Origin of the sequence: Aliiglaciecola sp. M165, from assembly GCF_007197995.1 — a bacterium.
Classification (GTDB): domain Bacteria; phylum Pseudomonadota; class Gammaproteobacteria; order Enterobacterales; family Alteromonadaceae; genus Aliiglaciecola.
Map to the genome: position 1 here is coordinate 74216 of NZ_VKKH01000002.1, position 24172 is coordinate 98387.

27 protein-coding genes and 1 riboswitch are annotated in these 24172 nt (G+C 43.1%); of the genes, 9 read left to right on the forward strand and 18 right to left on the reverse strand.

The features are described 5' to 3' along the window. Positions 1–53 precede the first annotated feature (53 nt). From nqrF to FM019_RS02580, 11 genes are all read right to left on the reverse strand, one after another. On the reverse strand, positions 54–1286 hold the full coding sequence (nqrF, locus tag FM019_RS02530; RefSeq protein ID WP_143834338.1) for an NADH:ubiquinone reductase (Na(+)-transporting) subunit F: 1233 nt from the start codon (positions 1284–1286) through the stop codon (positions 54–56). A 25-nt stretch (positions 1287–1311) separates the two neighbouring features. Further along, complete coding sequence (nqrE, locus tag FM019_RS02535; RefSeq protein ID WP_143834339.1) at positions 1312–1920, reverse strand: NADH:ubiquinone reductase (Na(+)-transporting) subunit E; 609 nt, start codon at positions 1918–1920, stop codon at positions 1312–1314. A gap of 3 nt (positions 1921–1923) precedes the next feature. Beyond that, complete coding sequence (locus FM019_RS02540; RefSeq protein ID WP_143834340.1) at positions 1924–2556, reverse strand: NADH:ubiquinone reductase (Na(+)-transporting) subunit D; 633 nt, start codon at positions 2554–2556, stop codon at positions 1924–1926. A gap of 11 nt (positions 2557–2567) precedes the next feature. Next, positions 2568–3323, reverse strand: coding sequence for a Na(+)-translocating NADH-quinone reductase subunit C (locus tag FM019_RS02545; protein ID WP_143834341.1), 756 nt, complete (start codon positions 3321–3323; stop codon positions 2568–2570). Then, a complete protein-coding gene (locus FM019_RS02550; RefSeq protein WP_143834342.1) occupies positions 3313–4521 on the reverse strand; it encodes an NADH:ubiquinone reductase (Na(+)-transporting) subunit B in 1209 nt (402 codons plus the stop codon). The genes FM019_RS02545 and FM019_RS02550 overlap by 11 nt, the downstream gene beginning before the upstream one ends. 3 nt (positions 4522–4524) lie before the next feature. Continuing rightward, complete coding sequence (locus tag FM019_RS02555; RefSeq protein WP_143834343.1) at positions 4525–5865, reverse strand: Na(+)-translocating NADH-quinone reductase subunit A; 1341 nt, start codon at positions 5863–5865, stop codon at positions 4525–4527. A gap of 424 nt (positions 5866–6289) precedes the next feature. After that, entirely contained in the window at positions 6290–7468 is a 1179-nt protein-coding gene (gene fabV, locus FM019_RS02560) for an enoyl-ACP reductase FabV (RefSeq protein ID WP_143834344.1), read from the reverse strand. 95 nt (positions 7469–7563) lie between these two features. Continuing rightward, positions 7564–8550: a hypothetical protein gene (locus tag FM019_RS02565; protein ID WP_143834345.1), complete on the reverse strand. Its 987-nt coding sequence runs from the start codon at positions 8548–8550 to the stop codon at positions 7564–7566. Positions 8551–8604: 54 nt separating this feature from the next. Further along, a complete protein-coding gene (locus tag FM019_RS02570) occupies positions 8605–9702 on the reverse strand; it encodes a TRAP transporter substrate-binding protein (RefSeq protein WP_143834346.1) in 1098 nt (365 codons plus the stop codon). A 20-nt stretch (positions 9703–9722) separates the two neighbouring features. Next, positions 9723–11081 (reverse strand): TRAP transporter large permease subunit, encoded by a 1359-nt coding sequence (locus FM019_RS02575; RefSeq protein WP_143834347.1) that lies wholly within the window; start codon positions 11079–11081, stop codon positions 9723–9725. Then, positions 11081–11614, reverse strand: a complete 534-nt coding sequence (locus FM019_RS02580; RefSeq protein ID WP_143834348.1) for a TRAP transporter small permease subunit — start codon at positions 11612–11614, stop codon at positions 11081–11083. The genes FM019_RS02575 and FM019_RS02580 overlap by 1 nt, the downstream gene beginning before the upstream one ends. 110 nt (positions 11615–11724) lie before the next feature. Then, positions 11725–11901, forward strand: a riboswitch (cobalamin riboswitch). A gap of 137 nt (positions 11902–12038) precedes the next feature. Here FM019_RS02580 and FM019_RS02585 point away from each other — a divergent pair. The 3 genes from FM019_RS02585 to FM019_RS02595 are packed head-to-tail and all read left to right on the forward strand — an operon-like array spanning position 12039 to position 14757. Beyond that, entirely contained in the window at positions 12039–12854 is an 816-nt protein-coding gene (locus FM019_RS02585) for an ABC transporter ATP-binding protein (RefSeq protein ID WP_143834349.1), read from the forward strand. Beyond that, positions 12844–13866 (forward strand): FecCD family ABC transporter permease, encoded by a 1023-nt coding sequence (locus FM019_RS02590; protein WP_143834350.1) that lies wholly within the window; start codon positions 12844–12846, stop codon positions 13864–13866. The genes FM019_RS02585 and FM019_RS02590 overlap by 11 nt, the downstream gene beginning before the upstream one ends. Before the next feature lie 27 nt (positions 13867–13893). Continuing rightward, on the forward strand, positions 13894–14757 hold the full coding sequence (locus tag FM019_RS02595; RefSeq protein WP_143834351.1) for a cobalamin-binding protein: 864 nt from the start codon (positions 13894–13896) through the stop codon (positions 14755–14757). Between the two features lie 176 nt (positions 14758–14933). On the opposite strand, the gene bolA is transcribed toward FM019_RS02595, so the two are convergent. Together bolA and FM019_RS02605 are read right to left on the reverse strand one after the other, a co-directional pair. Next, positions 14934–15257, reverse strand: a complete 324-nt coding sequence (gene bolA, locus FM019_RS02600; RefSeq protein ID WP_143834352.1) for a transcriptional regulator BolA — start codon at positions 15255–15257, stop codon at positions 14934–14936. 163 nt (positions 15258–15420) lie between these two features. Then, complete coding sequence (locus FM019_RS02605; RefSeq protein WP_313901675.1) at positions 15421–16050, reverse strand: alpha-ketoglutarate-dependent dioxygenase AlkB; 630 nt, start codon at positions 16048–16050, stop codon at positions 15421–15423. A gap of 15 nt (positions 16051–16065) precedes the next feature. Here FM019_RS02605 and FM019_RS02610 point away from each other — a divergent pair, with 15 nt between their 5' ends. The 3 genes from FM019_RS02610 to FM019_RS02620 are packed head-to-tail and all read left to right on the forward strand — an operon-like array spanning position 16066 to position 18585. Continuing rightward, the gene (locus tag FM019_RS02610; protein WP_143834353.1) at positions 16066–17199 is read left to right on the forward strand and encodes a methyltransferase; all 1134 of its coding nucleotides are present in this window, start codon (positions 16066–16068) and stop codon (positions 17197–17199) included. A 28-nt stretch (positions 17200–17227) separates the two neighbouring features. Beyond that, positions 17228–17845 carry a peptidylprolyl isomerase gene (locus FM019_RS02615; protein WP_143834354.1) on the forward strand — a complete coding sequence of 206 codons (618 nt, stop codon included), beginning with the start codon at positions 17228–17230 and terminating at the stop codon, positions 17843–17845. A 23-nt stretch (positions 17846–17868) separates the two neighbouring features. Continuing rightward, positions 17869–18585 carry an SDR family oxidoreductase gene (locus FM019_RS02620; protein WP_185969162.1) on the forward strand — a complete coding sequence of 239 codons (717 nt, stop codon included), beginning with the start codon at positions 17869–17871 and terminating at the stop codon, positions 18583–18585. Between the two features lie 66 nt (positions 18586–18651). Here the strand turns inward: FM019_RS02620 and FM019_RS02625 are convergent, their stop codons facing one another. The 4 genes from FM019_RS02625 to efp all read right to left on the reverse strand — a co-directional run bounded on the left by FM019_RS02625 (position 18652) and on the right by efp (position 22030). Then, positions 18652–19164 (reverse strand): GNAT family N-acetyltransferase, encoded by a 513-nt coding sequence (locus FM019_RS02625; RefSeq protein ID WP_185969163.1) that lies wholly within the window; start codon positions 19162–19164, stop codon positions 18652–18654. Next, on the reverse strand, positions 19151–20293 hold the full coding sequence (locus FM019_RS02630) for a GGDEF domain-containing protein (RefSeq protein WP_143834356.1): 1143 nt from the start codon (positions 20291–20293) through the stop codon (positions 19151–19153). The genes FM019_RS02625 and FM019_RS02630 overlap by 14 nt, the downstream gene beginning before the upstream one ends. A gap of 144 nt (positions 20294–20437) precedes the next feature. After that, a complete protein-coding gene (gene epmA, locus FM019_RS02635) occupies positions 20438–21415 on the reverse strand; it encodes an elongation factor P--(R)-beta-lysine ligase (RefSeq protein ID WP_143834921.1) in 978 nt (325 codons plus the stop codon). A 45-nt stretch (positions 21416–21460) separates the two neighbouring features. Then, positions 21461–22030 carry an elongation factor P gene (gene efp, locus FM019_RS02640; RefSeq protein ID WP_143834357.1) on the reverse strand — a complete coding sequence of 190 codons (570 nt, stop codon included), beginning with the start codon at positions 22028–22030 and terminating at the stop codon, positions 21461–21463. A gap of 31 nt (positions 22031–22061) precedes the next feature. On the opposite strand from efp, the gene epmB reads away from it, so the two are divergent. Next, positions 22062–23087, forward strand: a complete 1026-nt coding sequence (epmB, locus tag FM019_RS02645; protein WP_143834358.1) for an EF-P beta-lysylation protein EpmB — start codon at positions 22062–22064, stop codon at positions 23085–23087. A gap of 1 nt (position 23088) precedes the next feature. On the opposite strand, the gene FM019_RS02650 is transcribed toward epmB, so the two are convergent. After that, positions 23089–23277: a hypothetical protein gene (locus FM019_RS02650; protein ID WP_143834359.1), complete on the reverse strand. Its 189-nt coding sequence runs from the start codon at positions 23275–23277 to the stop codon at positions 23089–23091. Between the two features lie 122 nt (positions 23278–23399). Between FM019_RS02650 and FM019_RS02655 the strand changes: the two genes are divergently transcribed. After that, complete coding sequence (locus FM019_RS02655; RefSeq protein WP_143834360.1) at positions 23400–23729, forward strand: hypothetical protein; 330 nt, start codon at positions 23400–23402, stop codon at positions 23727–23729. Between the two features lie 91 nt (positions 23730–23820). Then, positions 23821–24165 carry a hypothetical protein gene (locus tag FM019_RS02660; protein ID WP_143834361.1) on the forward strand — a complete coding sequence of 115 codons (345 nt, stop codon included), beginning with the start codon at positions 23821–23823 and terminating at the stop codon, positions 24163–24165. Positions 24166–24172: the final 7 nt, after the last annotated feature.

The window sequence follows — 24172 nt, forward strand, 5'->3', positions numbered from 1 at the left end:
ATCCAAAAAAAGAGGGACATCAGTGCCCCTCTTGTTATAAATCAGATTTGAGCTTAGCCGCCGAAATCATCAAGCATGATGTTTTCGTCTTCAACACCCAGTTCTTTTAGCATATTGATGACGGCCGCGTTCATCATAGGCGGTCCACACATGTAGAACTCACAATCTTCAGGGGCAGGATGATCCTTCAAGTAGTTCTCCAACAATACGTTGTGGATGAACCCGGTGTCGCCTTCCCAATTGTCTTCTGGTTGCGGATCTGACAACGCTACATACCAGTTAAAATTCTCATTTTCTTTCTGCAGCATATCGAAATCTTCAACGTAGAACATTTCGCGCAATGAACGAGCGCCGTACCAGAAAGTGATCTTACGGTCAGTTTTAATTCGACGTAATTGATCAAAGATATGCGAACGCATTGGTGCCATTCCTGCTCCGCCGCCAACAAATACCATTTCGGCTTCAGTTTCTTTTGCGAAGAACTCACCAAATGGACCTGAGATGGTGGCTTTGTCACCTTCTTTGAGGTTCCATATGAACGATGACATCTTACCTGCAGGTAAGCTTAGGTTATTTGGCGGAGGTGTTGCGATACGCACGTTAAGCATAATAATACCCTCTTCTTCGGGGTAGTTAGCCATCGAGTACGCACGGATAGTTTCTTCATCTACTTTCGATTCAATATCGAAAAATCCGAATCTTTCCCAATCACCACGATACTCTTCAGGAATATCAAAATCACTGTACTTGACGTGATGTGCAGGTGCTTCAATTTGAATATAACCACCCGCGCGGAAAGGAACACTTTCGCCATTAGGAATGCGTAAAACCAGTTCTTTAATGAACGTCGCTTTGTTGTCATTAGAAATGACTTCACAATCCCATTTTTTGATACCGAAGACTTCTTCAGGAAGTTCAATATCCATATCTTGTTTGATTGCCACCTGACAAGATAGGCGACACCCTTCTTTTGCTTCACGCTTGCTTACGTGGTCAAGTTCAGTTGGTAAGATTTCTCCACCACCAGATTTGATATCCACACGACACTGACCGCAAGAGCCACCGCCACCGCAGGCAGATGACACAAAGATCCCAGAATCTGCTAAAGCACCAAGTAGTTTGCCCCCCGGTGAGGCTGTGATGGCTTTTTCTGGATCGCCATTAATGGTAATAGTCACATCGCCTGACGGAACAAGCTTTGACTTTGCAAACATGATGATAAACACGAGCGCCAATACAATGGCGATAAACATGCCTACACCAAGGTAAATTTCTGATTGATTCATTTACAAATACTCCTCAGTGCTGCGCTTACAAGGCGACGCCGGTGAACGATTGGAAACCTAATGCCATTAGGCCAGCAATCATAAACACCGAGCCAAGACCACGAATGCCGTCAGGCATATCAGCATATTTTAACTTTTCCCGAACAGCGGCTAACAAGGTAATGGCTATCGCCCAACCCAGACCGCTACCAATTCCGTATACAACGCTTTCGCTCAAGTTGTATTCACGTTGAACCGCAAACGCTACCCCACCAAAAATTGCACAGTTAACCGTAATAAGTGGTAGGAATATACCTAATGCATTGTAAAGAGCAGGGAAAAACTTATCCAAACTCATTTCCAAAATTTGCACTAGTGCAGCGATTACGCCGATAAAGGTCAAAAAGTTCAAAAAACTCAGATCAGCATCTGGGAAACCAGCCCAAGCTAAAGCGCCAGGAGCTAGAATATTGACGTAAATGATTTGGTTTACCGGCACGGAAATACCCAGCACAACAATAACTGCCACACCCAGTCCCATAGCGGTTTTAACTTTCTTGGATACTGCCAAAAATGTACACATTCCCAAGAACAGAGACAACGCCATGTTTTCAATGAAAACGGAGCGTACAAACAAACTCAAATAATGTTCCATGTTTTACTCCTTAGGCTCAACTTGTTCAGGGCGAATAGTTCGAATAAACCAGATTAAACCACCAATCAAGAAGAACGAACTGAATGGCAAAATAAGTAGGCCATTACCCTGATACCAACCACCGTTTTGAACCAGCGGAAGAATTTCAAAACCTAACAAGGTACCAAAACCAAATAACTCTTTAATCACGCCTACAACAATCAAAACAAAAGCGTAACCCAAGCCATTTCCGATCCCGTCAAGGAAACTCATAAATGGTGGGCTCTTCATTGCATAAGCTTCTGCCCGACCCATTACGATACAGTTGGTAATAATCAAACCAACGAATACCGAGAGCTCTTTGGCAATTTGGTAGGAGTAAGCTTTGAGTATCTGGTCCACAACAATTACCAACGAAGCGATAATCGTCATTTGAATGATGATCCTCACGCTTGAAGGTATATGGTTGCGGATAATAGAGATAAACAAATTAGAGAATGCCAAAACAGAGATAACTGCCATAGACATTACTAGGGCGGTTTCAAGTTTGGTAGTAATTGCAAGCGCTGAGCAAACCCCTAACACTTGCAGTGCGATAGGGTTGCTGCTTAATATCGGTCCGAACAAGACCTGTTTCATTTCTTTAGCTTCAGCCATTGTTCTTACCCTTATGATTTCCAAGTCTTATTTTTCAGATACGGACCGAAGCCGTTTTCACCTGCCCAGTACTTAAGTGTATTTTCTACACCGTTACTGGTCAGTGTGGCACCTGACAAAGCATCAATTGCATATTCGTTTTCTGGGTTAGCATTTTTCTTGACATCAATGACCACTTCACCATCTTTGAAAAGCTTCTTACCGTCCCATTTTGCTTGCCACGATGGGTTCAGAATCTCAGCACCCAATCCTGGCGTTTCTTTGTGTTGGTAATACACTAATTCACGAACAGTGTTGCCATCAGCGTCCAAGGCCAGGAACCCATACATTAAGTCCCAAAGACCACTTCCATGCACGGGCAATACGACTCGGGTTACAGTGCCCGTTTCGTCTTTAACCAAGTATACACTTGCAACGCTAGAGCGACGTTGGAACCCTACATTGCTGCCCTTTACAGGTACAGTGTAGTCAGGATCATTGGCCGCTTTGTACATGTCAAAGCCATCTGGAACCTCAGCATAAGCACCGGTTTCTAGATTAACATGACGTGTTTCAACGAACTTATCGAAGGTACAACTAACGTTACATTCTGCTGAAGATTCGATGCCTGCAGCAGTCAGAATATTAGATTGTTTATCCTTGGCAGCATTGGATTGCTGTAAAGAACGCAAGCCAACCGCTGCTCCGGAAACAATAATTGAACAGACCAAACAAACGGCGACTACGACGCCGACGGTTTTTCCAAAAGTTTCTTTTTTAGCCGACACGAGCCATCCTCCGCTTAATGTTGCTTTGCGCCACAAAGTAATCGAACAAAGGCGCCCATAAGTTAGCAAATAAGATGGCAAGCATGATGCCCTCTGGGAATGCAGGGTTCAGCACTCGAATCATGACAGTCATGAAGCCAATCAAGAACCCGTAGGCCCATTTTGCCTGATTGGTAAATGATGCAGAAACCGGATCCGTTGCCATGAAGAACATACCAAAAGCCATGCCGCCAATCACCATGTGCCAGTACCAAGGCATCGCGAACATAGGGTTGGTGTCACTACCAATGAAATTCAGTAATGAAGCAAAGAACGCCACACCCAAAGCCACACCTGCAACAATTCGCCAAGATGCGATTCGCATGTAAATAATAAACAGCCCACCAATTAGGATGGCCAGTGCAGAAACTTCACCGGCTGAACCAGGGATGTTGCCGATAAAGGAATCCCACCAAAGGTTCATATTGGCGTAATCCATATTGCCGGAAGCAGCTTTGCTTAACCAGGTCGCACCTGAGTAACCATCTGCAGCCACCCAGATTTGATCGCCAGAGATTTGAGCCGGATAGGCAAAGTACAAAAATGCACGACCAGATAACGCAGGGTTTAGGAAGTTACGCCCTGTCCCACCAAAGATTTCTTTAGCAATTACAACACCAAAGGTAATACCTAACGCTGCTTGCCATAATGGAATGGTCGCGGGTAGCGTCAAAGAAAATAACACAGAGGTTACGAAGAACCCTTCGTTGATTTCGTGTTTACGTATAGATGCAAACAAGACTTCCCAGAATCCACCTACGATAAATACCGTTGCGTAAACAGGTACAAAGAAACAGGCTCCGTAGCCCATCATACCCATCCAACCAACGCCCTCGACGCCGAGTTGGCCGCCTAGAGAGGTGAACAGTCCGGCTTGCCAGATGTCGGGTAAAGTACCTGCACCTGTCAAAATAGCTTCATGCGCCTGAGCACCAATGTTGTACATGCCGTAGAACATAGCAGGGAAGGTTGCCATCCACACCATGATCATAATGCGTTTCAAATCGATACTATCACGCACGTGAGTGCCTGATTTGTTAACTGTTCCAGGGGTATAGAAAATTGTTGCTGCCGCTTCATACAAAGCATAGAACTTTTCGTACTTACCGCCGGGCTCGAAATTCGGTTCGATATCTTCTAAAAATGTTTTTAAGCCCATGTCTTAACCCTCTTTTTCGATGGTAGCGAGACATTCACGTAATACTGGCCCGTAATTGTACTTGCCTGGGCATACGTATGTGCACAACGCCAAATCTTCTTCGTCTAGCTCTAAACAACCCAATGTCTGAGCACTGTCGGTGTCACCTGACAGCAGATCACGAAGCAGTAAGGTTGGTAAAATGTCCAGCGGCATGATCCGTTCATAGTTTCCAATTGGCACCATAGAACGATCTGAACCGTTGGTTGAAGTTGTCATATTGTAAAGCTTCTTAGGCGCGAGATGTCCTAAGTAAGCACGGGTAATGGAGTGCATCTTACTACCCGGCGCCAACCATCCAAAAAGAACCTTTTCACGGCCTTCTTCTAGCACAGAAACTTGGTTGTGATAGCGACCAAGGAATCCATGCACGCCATGAGCATGTGTACCCATTAGCACTGAACCCGATACCACGCGCACATCATCGCCTGTCGTTTCGCCCTCAGTAAGCTGATCAGTATCAGCACCCATGAGAGTTTTAACTAAACGAGGATTCTTAATCGCAGGTCCGGCCAATGACACAACACGTTCATTGTTTAGCTCGCCTGTTGTAAAGAGCGCGCCAAAGGCCATAACGTCTTGATAATTAATCGTCCAAACCGTTTTTCCGGCTCCTACGGCATCAAGGTGATGAATATGAGTACCTGCAAGACCAGCTGGATGTGGGCCTGTAAACTCCTCGACGTCAACTTTCGCCGAGCCAGTAGGAATATCACTGCCCGGTGCTTTACAAACGTAAACTTTACCTTTGGTCAACGCATTCAAAACCAGAAGTCCACTTTCAAAGTCTGGTTTACGCTGGGCAATAATAACTTCGGGGTCCGCAGCTAGTGGGTTGGTGTCCATGGCGTTAACAAAAATTGAATTTGCATCACTACCAAGGGCCGGTACTTTGCTGTAAGGACGAGTGCGAAGGGCTATCCAAAGACCAGATTTAACCAGATTTTGTTCAGCCTGCTCTCGCGTTAACGAAGATAGCTGATTTGCATCAAGTTTATCGAAGGTCTCTTGTTCTTCGCCATTAAGTTCAATGACAACAGATTGCAAAACACGTTTTGCGCCCCGATTGATTTCAACGACTTTGCCCGCTGCCGGCGCAGTAAAAATAACACCTGGATTCTTTTTGTCTTCAAAAAGAGCCTGGCCTTTTTTCACTACATCATCCACCTGAACAAACATGGTGGGACGCATGCCGACATATTCTTCTCCCAAGACAGCTACGCGTGTAACACTCGCACCTTCTTGGATTGTTTGGTTAGGAGCTCCTTCGATAGGAAGGTCTAACCCTTTTTTGATTTTTATCATATGCAACCGCAGTCTTGTAAAAATAAAATTTAAAGTTAAAGAAATATCAATTTTGGATTCTGTTAACCACGCAACTGCGCCCGAAAACCCAAAGGTGATCGCTCTCAATACATTTTAATAATTCTTATTCCGATTGTGACTTCTTAACCCGGTGAACACAGATAGTCGCTGCATTGGTTCCCCACCTCGCTAGAAAAATGAATGTGCAAAAGGACTTCAGTCAAAACTGTTTTTTAAATCCTATGCCACTTAACTATGGAATTTTAGCATCATTGTAGCGCTTTGCGCTACGCAAATTGTTGCTAAATAGGGTTTTTTAACCTGAAAGACTAGTTTAACGACTAATTTTTAATCAGCAAATTATTTCGTACGGGACAAAAACAAAACAACCGCCAGATGGCGGTTGTTTTTCAAAATGCCCAATTTACCAATCCACTAATGGGTCAACATCGGCTTCATAATCAACCTGCTCAATATCAAAACCAAACAGTTTTAAAAACTCATGATGGTAACCGGCGTAATCGCTCAGCTCGTGAAAATTATCCTGAGTGACCTGATCCCACAGCACTTTAATTTTGGCTTGCGTTGCATCATTTGTTTCCTTGCCATCCATACGCAATCGATTGGCATCGTCGGTGTCGGGTTCATCTTGCAGAAGCTTTTCTTTAAACAAGCCATAGATCTGCTCTATACAGCCCTCATGGGTGCCTTCTTCTTTCATCACTTTGTATATCAGAGAAATATAAAGTGGCATCACCGGAATCGCTGAACTCGCTTGGGTAACCAGCGCTTTCAGCGACGATACGTAAGCCTTAACGTTTAGATCTGACATTTTGTTATTGATTGCACTAGCAGCACGATCAAGGTCTTCCTTTGCTTTGCCGATTGTCGCTTGACCATAAATAGGCCAGGTTAACTCCTTACCAATGTATGTGTATGCTGTGGTTTTGCAATTTTCAGACAATAAGTCAGCATCGGCCAAAGCATTAAGCCAAAGCTCCCAATCTTCGCCACCCATCACCTTAATGGTGTTGGCAATTTCTTCCTCATTCGCCGCTTCCAGAGCGACTTCATGAATCAAATCTTTGTCGGTGTCGTAAGTTTTTGTCTTGTAGTCTTGGCCTACGGGTTTCAATGTAGACTTGTACACTTCACCCGTTTCAGGATCGGTGCGGCGAGGCGACGCCAAACTGTAAATCACTAAATCTACTTTGCCTAAATCCGCTTTTAACGTATCAATGACTTGCTGTTTCATTTCGTTAGAAAAAGCGTCACCGTTTAACGTTTTAGCATAGATATTTTCTTTCGAAGCAAATTGATGAAAGGCTGCGGTGTTATACCAACCTGCAGTACCTGTTTTGCGCTCGGATGGGGCTTTTTCAAAACACACACCAAGGGTTTTAGCACCATACCCGAAGGTCGACACAATACGTGACGCTAGACCGTAGCCCGTTGAACAGCCCAAGATCAGCACATTTTTAGGCCCTTCACCTAAATCACCCTGACTTCTCACATAATCAATTTGTTCTTCAACGCTTGCAGCGCAGCCCACTGGATGAGCATTGGTACAGATAAAGCCACGTACTTTTGGCTTGATAACCATAATAACGATTCCTTACTTTCAATTTGCGCGTATTCTAAAGGGCATTCGCTCATTAACACATCTGAGCAGATAAAATGTTTATTGAAAACCCATGATCACTCTTCTTCCAATGCATCAAGTCTTTGCTGAACAAACTTAGCCATATGGGCATTCAATGCCTCTTTGATTTCTGGATATTCATAGGCAACTCTTCGTAAAGCAGACCTTGTTGCCCTGAAATAAATACTGTCTTGCATATTAAATGTATGAATAAATACGGCAGTGAATCCCGGCAATGACTGACGTCTTTGATTTATTGTATAATTCGCCCGCTCGCTAATCGCAGCAAACAGTTCCTCATAGAGAGTCTGCTTGAAACCTAGCGTTACCAACTTATCCTCCGCTTCTCTATTGTCTAACAAATCGCTATAAATGATTGCATCAAGGTTTTTACGTCTTTCATTTGTCACTTCATAAAACGCTGAGCTACCAAACTTATATTTCAGTTTTATCGCTACTTGCAGCGGTTGAATCATTTCGTGTGAAGCAAGGTCATTAGAATTGAGTGCAGGCAAAACTTGATTAGGAAAAACTTGTTGAATATGACTGGCGTTTTCTAGCGCTTTCTCGCAAAAAGGTTCTTTTATCTGTTCGTAATAGTGAAAAAGTATTTTAAGACGTTGCACATACGCTTGCTGATAAGTTTGGCTAATCACCAGATAGTGTGAGTATGCAAAATCGTGTACGAGTCTTTGCAGAGTCATTGTGTCTAAACCGTCAATAACACTATGAAACTCCACTCGCGCTAATATTGCCTGCAAAAAGGTTTCAAAGCCGTTTTTTTGGGTTCGAATAAGACTTTGCGCTTTTTCTGCCGTTTCATCACAGGCCAAGCTCTGCATATGAAAGCGCCAGGCTTCGACATCAGACTCCCACACTTCGGCCAATGCATCATCTGAGAAAGAACTAATTATGGCGAACAGCATCGCCACATCATGTTCCATTTGAACTTCTAAAACTTGCTCACTAGCTCTACTGGGTGTTCCCGTTAAGCATGCGAAAACAGCGACAAAGGCTATCAATCTTTTAAGTCTAGATCCCACAATTTAAATTCCTTTTATTCAGATATTGTTCAGCGCACGGGTCTTTGTGTTGCCCTAGTCTTTTGCTTTTCTATTATTGTAATATTCAAGCTCTGAAATCTTATGATAGTTGCTCACGCCATCTTGAAATACTTTGTAGGAGGCATAAATTTTAGCAAAGGTCGGGTCTGCCTCAGCCTGTTCGTTCATCACTTCAGCTGTTGCTTCACGTAGGGCTGCAATGACGTCATCTGGTAGAGGTCGCATATCAACACCATGGGTTTCAACCAAGGCTTTCATTGCATCATTGTTCGCCGCTGTATATTCATCTAACATATCCTGATTCGCCGCGCGCGTGGCCACTTCAATGATAGCTTGCAGATCACTAGGTAAGGCTTCAAAAGCCGTTTTATTAACGATGAATTCTAAGCTTGCTCCAGGTTCATGCCAGCCAGAGTAATAGTAGTAATTAGCCGCTTTATGCAGCCCAAACGCCAGATCGTTGTAAGGCCCTACCCACTCTGTCGCGTCAATGGCACCTGATTGTAACGAGGTAAATAGTTCACCACCGGTTAAAGCGATTGGGATCCCACCGACTTTTTTCAGTACCTCGCCGCCCAGCCCTGGAATGCGCATTTTGAGACCTTTCAGGTCATCTACGCTGTTTATTTCTTTCTTAAACCACCCCGCCATTTGTACGCCAGTATTGCCGCCAACAAAGGGAACTAAGTCGAAGGGAGCATATAGTTCACGCCACATTTCAAGACCGCCACCATAATGCATCCAAGCGTTGAATTCCGTAGCATTCATGCCAAAAGGTATGGCCGTGAAAATCTGTGAAGCGGGGGCTTTTCCTTTCCAATAATATGAGCCGGCGTGACCCATTTGCGCTGCACCACTGGACACAGTGTCAAACACTTCGAAGCCTGGCACCATTTGTCCCGCCCCGTAGACTTTAATCTTTAAACGTCCATTGGACATGCGTTCAACGTATTTTGCGAAGGTTTCTGGCGCTTTTCCCAGCCCTGGAAAGTTCTTTGGCCAAGACGTGACTAATTTCCACTCATATGTTTGCTGAGGCTGTGCAACTTGAGGGTCAGATGAGGTTGAGCCTCCACAAGAGGCCAAAGTGAACGCGAAGCAGAGCAGCAAAAAATGCTTGAGGTCTTTCATACAAAATGGGTCCATTTAAATTACAACACCGATGGTAACCACGTTACCAGATTTGGCCAGATTGCCAAGCCAACCAGTAACAATAGTTGAATAACAATAAAGGGTGCTACGCCTCGATATATATCGCCCGTTTTCACCTCGGGTGGCGCGACACCGCGCAAATAAAACAAGGCAAAACCAAATGGGGGCGTTAAAAAAGACGTCTGCAAATTCACCGCAATCATTATCCCTAACCAGATGGGGTCAACCCCCATTGCCAACAATACAGGCGCAACGATTGGCACAACAACAAAGGTTATCTCAATAAAATCCAAAATAAAGCCAAGCAGAAATATCACCACCATGACCAGTAAAACCGCACCAAAAACACCACCAGGCAAAGATGCAAACAGGTTTTCGATCAATTCTTCACCACCAAATCCACGAAACACCAAAGAAAATATGGATGCTCCAATAAGGATCAGAAAGACCATCGACGTGACGCGAATCGTCGACATCATTACTTCTTTTAATTTATCTAAGGATAGCTGCCGTTTACTCAAAGCGAGAATAAGTGCACCTGCTGCCCCCACGCCTGCAGCTTCAGTTGGCGTGGCAAACCCACCTAAAATTGACCCAAGCACAACGAGGATCAGCAAAAGAGGAGGGATTAATGCAGAAAGTAAACTGACGTTACTTTGTTCAACAGGTAGCTCCTGTGACTCATCGACCGTGATGTTGCCTTTCGCAAACACCAAGACATACAGAAGATATAAACCGACCAAAATCATGCCTGGCACCAATGCGCCAACAAATAAATCGCCCACGGACACCGATTCAGGTGAGAAGATGCCCATATTCAATTGAGCCTGCTGGAACGAGCTCGACAGCACGTCACCTAACAAAACCAAAGCAATTGAAGGTGGAATAATTTGTCCAAGGGTTCCCGTGGCACATATTGCACCGCTGGCAAAGGACGGAGAATATCCTTGCTTTAACATAGTCGGCAGTGAGAGTAGCCCCATTGTAACGACCGTTGCGCCAACAATACCTGTGCTGGCAGCCAATAACATTCCCACCAATACAACGGAAACCGCAAGTCCAGCATGCAAACGACCAAAGACCTGTCCCATTGCAGTCAGTAAATTTTCTGCCACTTTTGATTTTTCTAACATCACGCCCATAAAAACGAACAATGGCACTGCGATAAGAGTTTGGTTAGTAATAATGCCGTACAGTCGGCTAGGGACAGCCTGTAAATAGGCCATATCAAACACGCCAAACAGCGCTCCCCCAGCAGCAAACAAAATTGATGTGCCAGCTAAGGTGTAAGCGACTGGATATCCAAGCAAAAGTGCCAAGCAGACAACAGCAAACATGACGAGCGATAAATATTCCATTATGACTTGCTCCCTGCTTCAGAAGCTGTTTTGTCCGTCAATTTAATCAAGTTTTTTAAGATCTCACTGAGCCCTTGCAACACCATGGTCGCGGCAAATAAGAGAATGAATGATTTTAAGATGAAAACACCTGGTATACCGCCAGCCTCCTGAGAAGATTCCATAATCTTCCAAGATACGCTTACGTAGTCGAGACTGACAACAAAGATGAAAACATTGACAGGCATTAAGAAAAATAGACCACCAAAAATATCCACTTTAGCTTGCTTTGCTGGTGTGAAGCGTCGATAAAACACATCGACTCTTACATGTTCATTAGATCTCAAAGTGTGAGCGCAACCAAGTAGGAAAACCGCAGCATGCAGATACATCACTGATTCTTGCATTGCTATCCAGCCCAAATCGAATCCATATCGCAAAACAACAATTAACAGCATGACTACGACCATAAATAAGGTAAACCAGCTGATAAGCTTTGCTAGACCGTCATTGAAAGCATCAACAAATTGAACAAGTGGTGCTGCACTTTGCATTCCCAAAACCTTCTTTATTGTTTTTGTTTGTGGTGAGTTTAATATCTTTTTGGAGTCGTATTAAACGTGTTTTTGCGAAATAACGCTAGGGGACTATGGCAAAGATTGTTATATTTCCTAGCGAATTTGGTTTTCTTGTCATAAATGTCAATAAACATTGACGAGCATAAGAAATTAAATGGGAATTTGGTGGAATACCAAAACTGTACCCGCAACTGTAAGAGCAAGATACTACGCCATAGTGTTGTAGCTTAAGTCAGATACCAGCCTTGTTCTCAACATAGATTGTCTCGTGCGGGAAAACGCGAAAGGCACAAGATGAATTGCGATCAATTACTCGTCAAAAAATCTCTTGTCCCCACTTTATTGCACCCGTTTTTTCCACGACAGACATGCACTAACGCACATTCTTTATTGGTTGAACATGCTTAGAGTCAAAGATCTTAGTTACCGCGTTGCTGAAAAAGTGATTTTGAACAAGGTAAACATGCACGTTGAGCATGGGGAAATTCTCGCCGTGCTTGGGCCCAACGGTGCAGGAAAAACGACGTTACTTAAACATATGTCGGCACAAATAAGCAGTCAACAAAGTGTATTTATCGACGCCCAGGCAATCGAAGGACTTAGCCAAAACCAACTTGCCAAAAAGATCTCAGTGGTGAATCAATTCAATACAAATGTCTTTGCACTTACACTACATAATATTGTCAGCATGGGATTACTCCCTCATCAAAACCTTCTTTCAAGAAAAACTAACGTTCATGAGGAACAAATTCAGGCTTCGCTATCGCAAGTAGGGTTAGAAGATAAACAACATCAAACGTTTAATGTTTTATCTGGGGGCGAGCAGCAAAGAGGATTGATTGCTAGGGCTTTAGTACAGCAAACACCAGTTATGATACTCGATGAACCTGTCAATCACTTAGATGTGTATTATCAGCATCAGATCTTGTCGCTTATTCAATCACTGGCAAAACGTCATAAACTTACAGTTGTCATGAGCCTGCATGATTTAAATCTCGCTTCAGCATACTGCGATAAAGTCTGTCTTTTACAACAGGGTGAGGTATACGATTCAGGAACACCTACAAAGGTGTTTGTTGAATCATCTCTGCAAACTGTTTTTAGGACACCGTGCAAAGTCACTAACAAATCCTCGGCTAGTTACCCCAGTGTTGAGTTTTTCCCTCATCATTTTCATGATGAACTCAAATTACTAAAGGAATATCATGAAGTATAAATGGACTGTGATGACGGCAATTTCTGTCGTAAGTGTCCTGGGCGGCATGATGTTCGGCTCTGCCGATCTCAGTGGCGAAGAAGTTTTACAGTGTATCGTCAGCAACTGTTCAAATGAGGTGAATCAGCTGATCTTTTGGGAAATTCGCTTTCCTAGAGTCATCGTCGGTTTTTTGGTAGGCGCAGGACTGGCAGTTGCAGGGGCCACTTTACAAAATGTGTATCGAAATGGCCTTGCCGATCCCTATCTTTTTGGTGTGGTCTCTGGAGCAGGTTTAGGTGCAAGTATTGCAACGCTGATATTCAATGGCTCGCACACAATGCCACTTTTCGATGCATCCTGGTTTAACTGGATCCCCTTTTCCTACGCTTTGCCCATGTCAGCCTTTTTAGGTGCGTTGTTTGCCGTTGCAATCGTTCAAGTGTTATCAATGCGCCTTTTTGGAAATCGCACAGAACACCTTTTGCTGGCTGGGGTAGCCGTATCTTTTATTCTCAGTGCATTGAGTCACTTCCTATTATTCTTAGCCGAACCCTTTGCGGCAAACAAAGTAATATTTTGGCTGCTGGGCAGTTTGGCGCGAGCAGAAATGTGGTTTGTGTGGATCATGTTGCCGGTTGTCACCATCAGCGTGGGTGTTTTATGGTTATATGGCCGTCACATGGATGCCATGTTACTTGGAGATGACAGCGCCAAGAATTTAGGAGTGCCGGTTGACCGTCTGCGCCTTGGGATCTTGATGATTTGTGCCGCATTAACGGCTTGCATCGTCGCTTATTGTGGAGGGATCGGATTTGTCGGCTTAATGATCCCACATATTGTTAGATCATGGTTAGGTGTCACTAGCAGGCCTTTGATTTTGGGTTGTGTATTAATTGGCGGGTGCTTTTTAGTTTGGGTAGATGTTGTGGCTAGAGTTGTTCTTGAAAATCAGGAAATTCCTATCGGTATCATCACGTCTGCAATAGGTAGCATATTCTTTATTTTTGTACTTAGTAAGAGTAGAAGTTAGTACTTACTTATTCCTGGAGATATAAAAATGGGGAGTAGAAAATTTGCACTTTGTTTTTTGATTGTAATACTGTTGGGCGAAACATTCGGATCTTTGCGTGCAAAAGAGGCTCAAAAGAAAACGATTATTGCCTTAGCACCACATATCGTTGAACTGCTATATGATATTGGCGCAGGTCAACAAATTATCGCCACCAGCACTTTTGCAGACTATCCAGAAGCAGCAAAATCTTTACTCATTGTGGGCGATCACAACCGGTTGCAAATTGAAAAGATCGTGCAATTAAACCCTGATTTGATCATTGCTTGGCGTGGCGGAAATCCAACAGGGGATCTTGCAAGGCTTGAAAATTACGGTTTAAAAGTAGTGTTTTCAGAACCGAAAACCCTTGAGGATATTGCCGACGAAATACAATGGTTTGGAGAACTCACCGGACGCAAACAACAAGCGGATCTTAAAGCGCAAGGGTTTCGAAATAGATTATCGAGTCTGGCGAGTACCTACAAAAACAAAGCACCGGTCAGTGTCTTTTATGAAATTTGGTCTTCTCCATTACAAACTATCAGCGCTAACGCATGGCCACAAAAGCATTTGGAATTATGTGGTGCCAGTAACATTTTTTCCATTGAGAATAATGACTACCCGAGCGTATCGAGTGAGCAAGTACTTACACTCAAGCCACAAGTGATTATCCAACCTAGCGCCAAAACAAGTAATAACAGTACCCTATACGACTGGTCTAAATACGGTTTTTTACCTGCAGTAAAAAACGGATTCATCTATCATCCCAATGCAGATAAAGTGTTTAGAATGACAACACGAGTGCTAGATGAAGTGGAATTAATGTGCACTGAGATTGAACGTGCTCGACATTATTATCAAACACGTTAGTAGTTAACCTGAACTCGGGATAAGAGAATCTGCAACTTATTGATTTTAATGAAAAGACTAAAACATATGACCCGGTAGTGGTCTAAAGTTCGAGTTCAGGTTAGTTACAAACCCTTAATAGATATTCTTATTGTAACGATTGCTAGCCTTTATTTTTAAGGGGCTATTTCAAAATATTAAGATGCTTGACGCTTCATTCCACCCAAACAATTGGGTGAGTCGGGCGAGTTTCCGTAGAGGTTCTGCCATTCATCGTCGGTATATGTATGCAATGCCAATGCGTGGATATGATCAGCCAATTCTTCTTTAAGCACGGCATTGACAGCTCGATGTCGATTAATCAATCGTTCGCCAGAAAACTTAGGGGTCACTAAGACAACCTTAAAGTGTGTCTCCGACCCTGTAGGGACATTGTGCATAAAGCTTTCATTTACTACCTCGAGATGGGCAGGGTCAAAATGAGCAAGCAGTTTTTGCTCAATATTATTATGTATATTCATGTGTGGTCCCTCGTATTTTCATCATTAACCCGAGCTAGGGTTAGGTTAATATTAAGAGTAATCTGTCACTTTAAAAACGATTTTTTTTGTGAACTTGTCTAAGCCTTTGAGGTACCTAGATATTATTTTTCAATTGAAATTTTAGGTTTTTATAACTCCCCTTTCACTGCAAAATATTGCGAAAAGTCAAATTTATTCTTCCACAATTTGCTCTCATTCGTTTTGGCAAAGCATGTTGCCAATAACGTTGTGTTGAGCCTTTCATCAATAACAAACTACCATTTTGCAGTGTAAAACGGACTTTCTCACCCGTGACATTGTGACGGAAATCAAAATCCCTAGCTTGCCCCAATGTCACCGACGCAATGACTGGCTTTTCTCCTAATTCAGGCTCATTGTCGGCATGCCAGCCCATACTGTCCTGTCCATCTCGATAATAGTTGGCTAGCACTGAGTTGAAGCGGGTATCGCATAACTCTTCAAGGTCATATTTAATGTTCATCAGCGCATCATTCCAAGGCATAGGCGTCATGTCTAAACCTGAGTAGGTATATTTTGCTTCAGGGTCCCCGTACCATGCCTGTAGTCGTGGGATTTTGACGGATTTGCCATACATTTTGATTGAATCTTGGCGCCAAGACAGATTTTGTCGTAGATTCTGATACAATTCTGTCGCTTGTGGATCATCGATAAAATTCACCATATACAGCACATTGGCATCAACCATTGGCTGCAGCACTAGTCGTTTTGAATGTGTAGAAAACATATCTTGTTGCATGCTAAATATACGCAAAAGTACCCATTTTAGATGAATACGAGTTTCGATTTATTAGGTAAGTCATTAACACTTTATCGCTACCCTAAGCGGTTTGCCCACCCAAGTTGGCAAGCCTGGGATGCCGCAGACGAATTGCTAATTGAACATATCAGTTCGCATCCTAACTTTTCTCAAGACAATTCTTTATTGGTAGTAAATGATGATTTTGGCGCCCTGACAACCTGGTTTGCTGACCACCCCGTCGTTCATGTCAGTGACTCTTACGTCGCCCAACGTGCCTGTCAGCTCAATGTTATTGGCAATCAGCTAGATGATAATAACATTCGCTATCTCGATAGTCTCTCAGCCTTACCCAAATGTGATTGGGTAGTGATTAAAATTCCCAAAACTTTGGCATTGCTTGAGCAACAGTTAATCAATATAAGAGCGGTTATTGACGACAGCACGCAAATCGTCGCAGCAGCAAAGGCCAAATCGATTCAAAAATCGACACTAGCGCTGTTTGAAAAATATATTGGCGACCCTCGCACATCACTGGCGAGAAAAAAATCCAGATTAATTTTTTGCGATAAAAATTTAAATAACGGTTCTCCCGTATCGCCTTTCCCGACTCTCTGGAAAACTGATGATGGACTGTTTGAAATAGCCAATCACGCCAATGTATTTGCTCGCCAGCAGATGGATATAGGCGCGCGTTTTTTGTTGCAACATTTGCCACCAGCGTCATCAAAAAAAGTGGTAGATTTGGGTTGTGGTAATGGGGTAATCGGCCTGTATATGTTAAAAAACAATCCGGATTGCCAGGTGACTTTTGTAGACGAGTCGTACATGGCCATTGCTTCAGCAAAACAAAATATTGAGCACAACATGCCAAAAAAATTAGCTCAGTGTGAATTTTTGGTCAGTAATTGCCTCGAACAGACAACGGAAAACGCGTTCGACATTGTAATATGCAATCCGCCGTTTCATCAGCAAAACACAATAACGGATCATATCGCCAACCAGATGTTTGAAGATGCAAAATCTCGATTGAAAAAAGGTGGAGAGCTTCGGATCATTGGAAATCGGCATCTTGACTATCCACAAAAGTTAAAACGACTCTTTGGTGGGTTCAAAGTAGTGGCAAGTGATCGCAAATTCAGTATTCTGTCTTCATTCGTTTGAATTAATTACCAAGTAAAAGGCCCTTTTAATGTTCAGCAAACTCTCAAAACCAATTGCCTTATTTTTACTATTTTTCATCACTACATCGTCGATTGTCGAAGCGAAGAATAAAGATGATGGCTCACAGATCCAGCCAGACAATTATTACCCTAGAGTGTTATTAGAGACCACTATGGGAAATATAACCGTCGAGCTTGATCGCACCAGAGCACCGATCACAGCAAATAATTTTCTGCGTTACGTAGATAAGAGAAGCTTTGAAGACACCGTTTTCCATCGAATCGTTCCGGGCTTTGTTGTACAGGGCGGGGGGTATGACAAAGATTTTAAAGAAAAACCCAAATTCCCGAAAATTTATAATGAATCCGGTAACGGATTAAAGAATAACCTTTATTCAATTGCCATGGCGCGCTCAAACGACCCACATTCAGCAAATAGGCAGTTTTATTTCAATATGAATGATAATGAAAGTCTGGATCCGGGTAGAAACTGGGGATACGCTGTGTTTGGTTATGTTACCGAAGGAACAGAAGTATTGGACAAAATGGCAGAAGTTGAGACCCATTACGATGCTATTCTAGGTTGGGCCGACGTACCTGTTGAGCCCATTTTACTGATCAAAGCTACTGTGCTTCCACCACTTTAAATTCGCAGTATAAGGAAAAACCATTGCAACAATCCTCACGTTACAGACTGTCCAACAAAACTGCCATCGTCACTGGCGGTGGAAAAGGGTTGGGAAAAACTCTCACTTACAATCTGCTAAAACAAGGTATGCAAGTGGCCATATGTGGTCGCAGTCAAAAGGATATCGATAGCACTGTTAATGAGTTTGATACTGAATTCAATGGAAAAATTTTCGGCCAGGCCTGCAACGTCAAATATGCCGAACAAGTTAAAAGCTTTGTTGAAGCTGTCGCGGACAAATTTGGCGACGTACATGTATTAGTCAATAACAGTGGTTTTGGTAAAGACACGCTTGTTTGGGAGACGTCGGAAGAAGATTGGGACGACGTGATGAACACCAATGTTAAAGGAGCTTTTTTAATGAGCAAGGCAGTGCTGCCAAAGATGATAGAAAATAGTGAAGGATTTATTATCAATATTGCGTCACAGGCTGCGCTAAATGGTTATGCTAATGCTGGAGTGTACTGTGCTTCTAAGTTCGCGATGGTTGGCTTAGGTAAAGCGCTACAAGAGGAAGTAAAACCATATGGAATTCATGTGCACTCCCTCAACCCGGCATTAATACAGTCACAAAAAACAGAAGAAGAAGCCATTGATTCGGGGTTAATCCAAAATCAGGATCTGGCTTATACCCTATTGTTTTTACTCACTCAACCACGGCGACTAAAAATAGACAATATTGGTATGTGGGGCTTTTAAGTGCAAGAAACCCCAATCCCTGATTAGTAGTGGATCAATCATCCGACATTAGAATTCACGATTAACTTATAACCTTACCTCAAACAGTCTTGATTTGGTTCCGTCATTGTCGATCATCTGTTTTTCTATAAATCCTAGTTTTTTCAATACACCTACTGATGCATGATTGTCTGGAGAGACCATCGCATAGACACTATCAATCTCCATTCGTCTGGACTCAAAGTCTAGTAGCAATGCACATGCTTGGTAAGTTAAGCCTTTGTTTCGAAATTCGGGTAAGATGGCATAGCCCAAATCAGGCTTGCAAAGATAGTCTCTTTGTAGCAATCCGACCATTCCGGCAGGCGTATTTTGCGTACCAAACACGTATAAACCGAAGCCTTTTTCTTGATAGGTGCTAAGCGGCCCATTTTCAATGAACTTGCGAGCCTGCGAAAGATCATGGACGTCGCGGTCACCTATATTCTTTAGCCAATCGGGATCGTTAACCAAGGCTAAAACAAAAGCAGCGTCATTCAAAGAAAATTTGCGGATCCACAACACATCATTGGTGATGAGAAGCGGCTCAGGAGGCATCATTTGGGGTATCAAAATGGCGATATATAGAACGAACCTTGTTTTTACCAGCATTTTTTGCCAAATAAAGCGCTTTATCGGCTTTTTCAATCAGGGCGATGTGACTTTCACCATCACTAGATGCATGACCGATACTAATAGAAATCTTTGAATTTTGATGTTTTTGCTGGAGCTGTAATACTTCACCACGCATTCGGTCGGCAATTTGAATGGCGTTTTCTTGGTTGGTTTCAACGAGAATAACTATAAATTCGTCTCCTCCTATTCGGCCCACGTAATCTACGTCTCGCACATGCAGTTTAATACACTCGGCGATATCTACGAGTATCCGATCTCCAAAGACATGCCCAAAGGCGTCATTCAAGTATTTGAAGTCATCAACATCAATAATGAGTAAAGAGAGTTGGTGATTAAATCTTTCACTGCGAGCAAGTTCGCGCTCCAGTGCTTGATCGACAGCACGTCGGTTCAATAGTTGGGTTAAATGGTCTTGCTGAGACAGCAGCCGCAATTGCCGATTGTTGGCGTTAAGTTCTGTCAAAACTTCAAACTGCCTAATGCGCATATGCTCAGTAACATTCGCAATGATGATACACGCCAAAGTAGTGGTAAAGCTAATAGCGATAAGTGGAGAGTAAATATTTGGCTCAGTGTACATAAGCAATACTATTGACAGCACCCAAAAGCCAAGCCCTACCACACTCGAAAGCAATATGAATTGACCCTGCAAGGTAAAACAAATTACCATCATAATGATTGCAAAAGGCGTGACACCAAGTCCATAAAGAGAACTAAGCGCAGACAAAATGACCGCGATGGAACCCATAAAAAATGGAAATAACGTTTCGATAAAACGGGCAACGGGTGTTAATGCAGGAATATCTTTTAACTTGTGTAGAAAGAGGATATTAAACAGTGGATAAATTATCGCAAACGAATACAAAAGCGTATAGGGCATCATTTCGGCACTAATCGCCCCTATCCCAAGGCGAAAATGATGAATGAGATGAAAGCCAAATACGAGAACAGACAACATCGAAAAATACGTAACGTATTTCAAATTGTTGGTATTACAATGTACCGTATATTCGGCCTCATAAGCAGGCTTTGGCTTGGGAAACAATCGAGACATTTAATCTCTCACTTGATCAACACTAGCGATCATCCTTGTGACAATGCATTAAGATGTATACTAACTACGACGCTTTCTTTGAGTGTAGCAAAAATCCTTTTGCATACAATTACTTTATTAGTGCACGACAAGCGTTAATTTTTGTTAGGCATTTCGAATTGGGAACGCGGTAATTTGATTGATATGTTCAGCACCTAACGCCAACATGCATAGCCGGTCAAATCCTAATGCTACGCCAGCACATTCAGGCATACCGTGCTGTAAAGCATTAACAAAATATTCATCAATAGTCATACAAGGTAATCCCAATGATTTTCGTTGAATGTTGTCTTGGTTAAAGCGCTGAATTTGCTCTTCAGGTTCAGTCAATTCGTGATAACCATTTGCAAGTTCAATACCTTTGAAATAAATCTCAAATCGACAGGAAACTCGCGGGTCGGTGTCATCGATTCTCGCCAATGCAGCCTGAGAAGCGGGAAAGCCTACCAGAGCAACCGGTCGACGCTGGCCAATTTGTTTTTCGACTACTTCGCTGCACAAAAGCTGCAGAAGGATGTCTGGATCTTGCTCATTCTCAGCTATGTTAGCAAAACCTAATTCAGATGATCGCGTTTGCAATTCAGATATTGAACAAGTCAAAGGGTCTAATTGACAAAATTTGATAAAGGCTTGCTGATAGGTGATGATATCGAGGGGTTCGGAATTGAGGGTGACCTGCAACAAAGCATCTATTTCTTCAATAAGCTGAAAATGGTTGTAACCAACCCTGTACCACTCAAGGAGCGTGAATTCCGGATTATGAAAGCGACCCGATTCTTCATTGCGAAACGCTTTACATATCTGATAGATGGAACCGCTGCCCGCGCAAAGTAGACGTTTCATGGCAAATTCTGGCGAGGTTTGCAAATACAGTGTTTTGTGTTCGTTTGAACCTGGGTAATTAAATTGACTACTGAATGCACGTAAGTGCACGTCTGTAACAGAGGCATGGCTCAAAACGGGTGTTTCAATTTCCAACACCCCTCTGTCTGCAAAAAATTTTCTCACGACAGCCAACAAAGCTGCACGTTTTCTCAATGACTCAATTGTTGCAACGGGTCGCCAAAACGAAGAATGATCCATAGTTAAACGTAAAATGAGCCCGATGGGCGGGCTCAATAATTCGCGCTACTTCTGCGCTCGTGATACGTATTCACCATTGCGCGTATCAACTTTAATCACTTCACCGGTTTGCACAAATAATGGTACACGCACAACCGCTCCGGTTGCTAATGTAGCGGGTTTTCCACCTGTTCCTGCGGTATCACCTTTGAGCCCTGGATCCGTTTCAGTAATTTCCAACTCCACGAAATTAGGAGGTGTTACTGCGATGGGGCTGCCGTTCCACAAGGTAATTGTACAGTTGTCGTTCTCTACCAACCATTTGACATTTTCACCTACGGCTTTTTCATCGGCGGCGATTTGTTCAAACGTCTCATTGTTCATAAAGTGCCAGAACTCACCATCAGTGTATAAGTAGGACAAATCAGTATCCATCACGTCAGCGCCTTCTACTGAATCACCAGATTTAAAGGTTTTTTCCAACACTTTTCCAGAAATCAGTTTACGGATTTTTACCCGATTGAACGCCTGCCCTTTGCCGGGTTTTACATATTCGTTCTCAAGAACATTGCAAGGCTCGCCATCAAGCATTATCTTTAAGCCCGCTTTGAATTCGTTTGTGCTGAAATTAGCCATAATTCCTCTAATTAATCGATTGAGTACACCATTGGCGCAGATCATACCTAAAAATCTTATCGCTGTAGAGAGCAACTGGCAAAAAGAGCTTGCTCTATCGTTTACGGACCCTGAGAAGTTGCTGTCTTTCTTGCAAATTCCTAGTGATTCTTATCAACAAGATATTGCGGCACGTCGATTGTTTCCCATGCGCGTGCCCCGTCCATTTGCGCAAAAAATGGCTAAACACGACCCAGTTGATCCTTTATTCAGACAAGTATTTCCGTTGTCAGATGAATTTTTGGAAACGCCCGGTTTTATTAGCGATCCTTTAGAGGAGCAACAAAACTCTCGGCAGGGAATTCTGCACAAATATCAATCACGAGCGTTACTGATGGTACGCGGAGGGTGCGCAGTGAATTGCCGATATTGTTTCAGGCGGCATTTTCCCTATGCAGATAATTCCCTTAACAAAAGACAATGGCAGGAAGCGCTGTCTTACATTGAGCAAGACACCCAGCTCAATGAAATTATCTATTCAGGCGGCGACCCACTTATGGCAAAAGATGATTTTTTAGCTTGGTTGACTCAGAAAATAGATCAAATTGGCCATATCAAGCGCTTGCGTATCCACACCCGCCTCCCGGTGGTGATCCCAAACCGAATTGACCACCAGATGTTAGATTGGATACGCGCCTCACGACTCAAAGTTGTCATGGTTTTGCACATTAATCATGGCAATGAAATTGATCAGCAACTTGCCCTTAGACTCGCTGAATTGAAACAGGCGGGAGTAACCTTGCTTAATCAGTCTGTTCTGCTCAAAGGCATCAATGACAACGCAGATACATTGGTTGAGTTAAGTGAAAAGCTGTTTGAAGCCGACGTTTTACCCTATTACCTGCACATGTTGGACAAAGTCAAAGGTGCAGCACATTATGATGTGGGAGATCAGCAAGCCAGAAATTTGATGTCGGAGTTGATAAAACGCTTGCCAGGCTTTCTAGTTCCCAAACTCGTTAGGGAAATAGGTGGACAGCCTGGCAAAACGCCACTTGATTTACATCTTCATCCGTAAGTTAGGCAAATGTGTCTATATTTGACCCAATCGCCGGATTAGACGAAACTTTTGGTACGTCAGCTGCTGATTCCAACAACTGAAGCGTCGCAGCGCCTTCAATCTCTTGATTTGATTTCGCAAGTTGCAAGGCTTTAACTTCTAACGACGCACCGGTAGTTCCAGATGCATTGACACCTTGAATTTCCATACCAATAACCTCATTGCTTGTCGCAATATTAAAAAACAGGCAGAATTACCCGTCTACGGAAGATATCGGCACAACTTTAACTTTCTTTATTCTTTTTTATCCATTATTGAGAACTTTTTTCCATGCCCACTGATCAAGAGCCAAAATTCAGCACATTATTTGAAAAACTTACCCAGAACATGCAAGTGATTTATCGCAAAGCAATAGATGCTGATGATTCACTAGCGAAACTGCAACAATCTGGAAAAGGAAAGTTCAATCATATTTTTACCCAAGACGCTGGCTTCAGTGTGCAAAGCAAACGCTTCATGCCTTATGTCAAAGAACTTGCCCAACAAGTCGCGGACCTGGAAAATACTGATGAAGAAAAAATGCAGGCGAAGTTGCCTGAAATTGTCAAGAAAATGGAAATGTTGCTTACTACATTAAGTCAATTTAAGGTGACACTCTAAACATTGCCAGATCACACCGCAGGTTGTTTTTTGAGCAAAACACACCATAATTAAAGAAGAAAGGCGGCGTTTTTATTAACATAGGTGAAAGATGGAAATTGGTGTTCTCAACAACATTAACAACATCAATATCGGTGGTTCTTCTGCCACTGACAGCCCGCCTCGCCCGCTAAACGCGTTTGGAATTGGTACCGCAAACCGACCTGAGGTAGAGATTTCTGCTCAAGCGCGCATCCTGCAACAAAATGAGCAAACTCAGCAACAACGAAGTGAAGCCTTAAACCAGACCGGAGACCAACCGTCTGAAGAAACCCAAGCAGCCATCTCTGGTACAGAGTTTATTCGTGTATCTAGCAGCGTTGGTTCGGCGGCTCGCAACAATCTCTCGACTGAACAAGCAACAGAAGTTTACCGATCTATCCAAGACCTTTTGTAGTCTTTGG